Genomic DNA, 2,553 nt, shown 5'->3' with positions numbered 1-2,553 from the left:
CCCGCCCGCGCCCTCGCCAAACGGGCCCTTCTCCGCCTCGGGCTCTGGGGCCGCCCCGTCCTCCTCGTCGGGGCTGGCGCGACCGGCGCGCGCGTCGCGCGCGCCCTCGAAGCCACGCCCCTCGACGGACTTCACCCCGTCGCCGCCTTCGACGACGACCCCGCCCTCCACGGCACCGCGCTCGGCACCGTCCCCGTCGTCGGTCCCCTCGACGCGGTCGAGCCCTACGCCCGCACCCACGGGATCCGGCACGCCGTCGTCACCCCCGACACCCTCCACCCCCGCGTCCGCGACGACCTCGTCACCGGCGCCTCGAAGACCTTCGACGTCGTCCAGTTCGTCCCCACCCTCGCCGGCCTCCCCAGCCGCGACGTCCGCGTCAGCGACCTCGACGGCCTCCTCGCCCTCGAGGTCCGCGTCGGCCTGTCGTCCCCCACCAACCGCGCCCTCAAACGCACCTTCGACGTCGTCGCCACCACCCTCGGGGGGCTCCTGATCACCCCCCTCCTCCTCGCCCTCGCCCTCCTGGTCCGCACCTCCGGACCCGGCCCCATCCTCTACGGGCAACGCCGCATCGGCCGGCACGGCCGCCCCTTCACCATCTGGAAGTTCCGCACCATGGTCCCGAACGCCGACGCCATCCTCGAGACCCACCTCCGGAACCACCCCCACCTCCGCGCCGAATGGGACGCGGACCACAAGCTCCGCAACGACCCCCGCATCACCCCCGTCGGCGCCCTCCTCCGCCGCACCAGCCTCGACGAACTCCCCCAACTCTGGAACGTCCTCACCGGCGACATGAGCCTCGTCGGCCCCCGCCCCATCACCGACGACGAACGCCCCAAGTACGGCGACGCCTTCGCCCTCTACGCCCGCGTCCGCCCCGGCATCACCGGCGTCTGGCAGGTCTCCGGACGCAACGACACCACCTACGAAGAACGCGTCACCCTCGACGCCCACTACGTCCGCAACTGGAACGTCTGGATCGACCTCGTCACCCTGTGGAAGACCGTGGACGTCGTGCTGAACGATGAGGGGGCGTACTGAAGCGCACCCCTCACCGCGAAGGCTCCCCGCGCTTTGCATCGCCCTTGCGCAACGGTGCGCCACCACAAACCCCTCGCCCTCCCGACGTCGCCGGCGACGGAGACTTCCCATGCGAGCTGGAATCGAGGGCGCGATTCACGTAGGAGCGATGTCGCGGCGTGGAACTCTGCCCCACGGTTGACGCGCGGCGGAACGCCGCGCGGACGCGAAATGAATCCCTACGCGGAGAAGCGCGCGAATGCATCCGGTGACGAAGTCCACAACGTCGGTAGGCGCGATACCGGAGACCATTGTCCGGTACGCACGTCAACGCCTCGGCCCAGAACACCCCCGCGCAGAGTGAGGCGTGTCGGATGGACGCCGAGCACACCGCAACAGCGCTCATAGGGCTTTTGCACTGATTGCGTTACAACGCCGCCGTCCATGAACAAACTGGCGCTGACATGACACCGCGCGCGTCGACCGACGAAGCGCACGTCCCTTCGACTATTCAAGCCAACCGCGAACTCGCTTCCAGGGTACACGGCGAATTCTCCTTAACACGGGTCAACGTCTGGGCCGCCGATGAACTGCCCGTCACGCAGCATGCGTTGAAAGTCCGCATTTAGCGTTTCCCAGAGCAGTTCGAACTCGGAAGTGAGTTCGAGAATGAGGGTGCGGAGGTAATTCACTGCCATTACGAAGCACTTCGTTCACTAGTCGCGGTCTCAGAGTCGAAACCTCTGGACATCCGTGCTCGGTAGTCCTGGAAGAGCTCTTCAACGACGAACTGCTCGACTTGCGGCGGCATCTTGCCACGTGACGGCGGTAAGCCTCGAAGCAACTCACCACTACCGTCAAGACTTGCAGCTACCGAAGGAGCAATGAGCTCCAGCTCGGTTTCGAATAGGCGCTCGCTGAGGTCGAGCAGTGTGTCGTCCTCGAGCACGTCGATTGGCCTTCGAATCAGGACGCGGCCCGCATCGACACGAGCGTCGATGAGGTGAGAGGTGACACCAAGTGGAAGCCCATCGTGGATCGCCCACAGCATGGAGTCCAATCCCCGTACATTGGGCAGCAAACCTGGGTGGAGGTTGATGACGCCAAGTTCGAATGGCTCGATTACACACGCCCGAAGGATGCGGGCGCCTGCGATAACCCCGAGTTTGGGGCGAGCCTCCTGCAAGAAGGCCGCGGCTTCTGCAGAGTTGTGAGGCAAAACGATGTACTCAGCTCCGACTGCGGCTGCCACCTCTCTCGGGTGGATCAACCCACGATGCCGGATCTTCGTTCGCCTAGTGGAGGGAGGAATCGAGAGCGTGACCGGGTCTGCTGCAAGCACGGTGTCGATCCGCAGTCCGCGCGCATACATGTGAAGTAGAACCTCTTGCGTCTTCTTGTGGGGAAAGTTGTAACCAAATACAACGACTCGACCGTCCAGGTAGATTTCATGCGCCGCGACGGGTTCTCGGGCAGAGAGATCTTGAGTGTGCATCGTGCTCATGGCTTGTCAACCAATTTGATTAC

2 protein-coding genes are annotated in these 2,553 nt (G+C 65.1%); one reads left to right on the top strand and one right to left on the bottom strand.

The annotated features are described in order from the left end of the window. On the top strand, positions 1 to 1,047 hold a 1,047-nt coding region (wbaP, locus tag RI554_11280), incomplete at its 5' end, for an undecaprenyl-phosphate galactose phosphotransferase WbaP (GenBank protein ID MDR9392596.1). 676 nt (positions 1,048 to 1,723) lie between these two features. Here the strand turns inward: wbaP and RI554_11275 are convergent. Next, positions 1,724 to 2,530 (bottom strand): formyltransferase family protein, encoded by an 807-nt coding sequence (locus RI554_11275; GenBank protein ID MDR9392595.1) that lies wholly within the window; start codon positions 2,528 to 2,530, stop codon positions 1,724 to 1,726. Positions 2,531 to 2,553 lie beyond the last annotated feature (23 nt).

This window comes from Trueperaceae bacterium (assembly GCA_031581195.1).
In the GTDB taxonomy this organism is placed as follows: domain Bacteria; phylum Deinococcota; class Deinococci; order Deinococcales; family Trueperaceae; genus SLSQ01.
The sequence above is the reverse complement of the archived record's forward strand: the minus strand, read 5'-3'. Positions and strand labels throughout refer to the sequence as shown.

Excerpts from the sequence above, each read along its gene's own strand:
- RI554_11275 (MDR9392595.1), bottom strand. The coding sequence starts at position 2,530 with ATGAGCACGATGCACACTCAAGATCTCTCTGCCCGAGAACCCGTCGCG.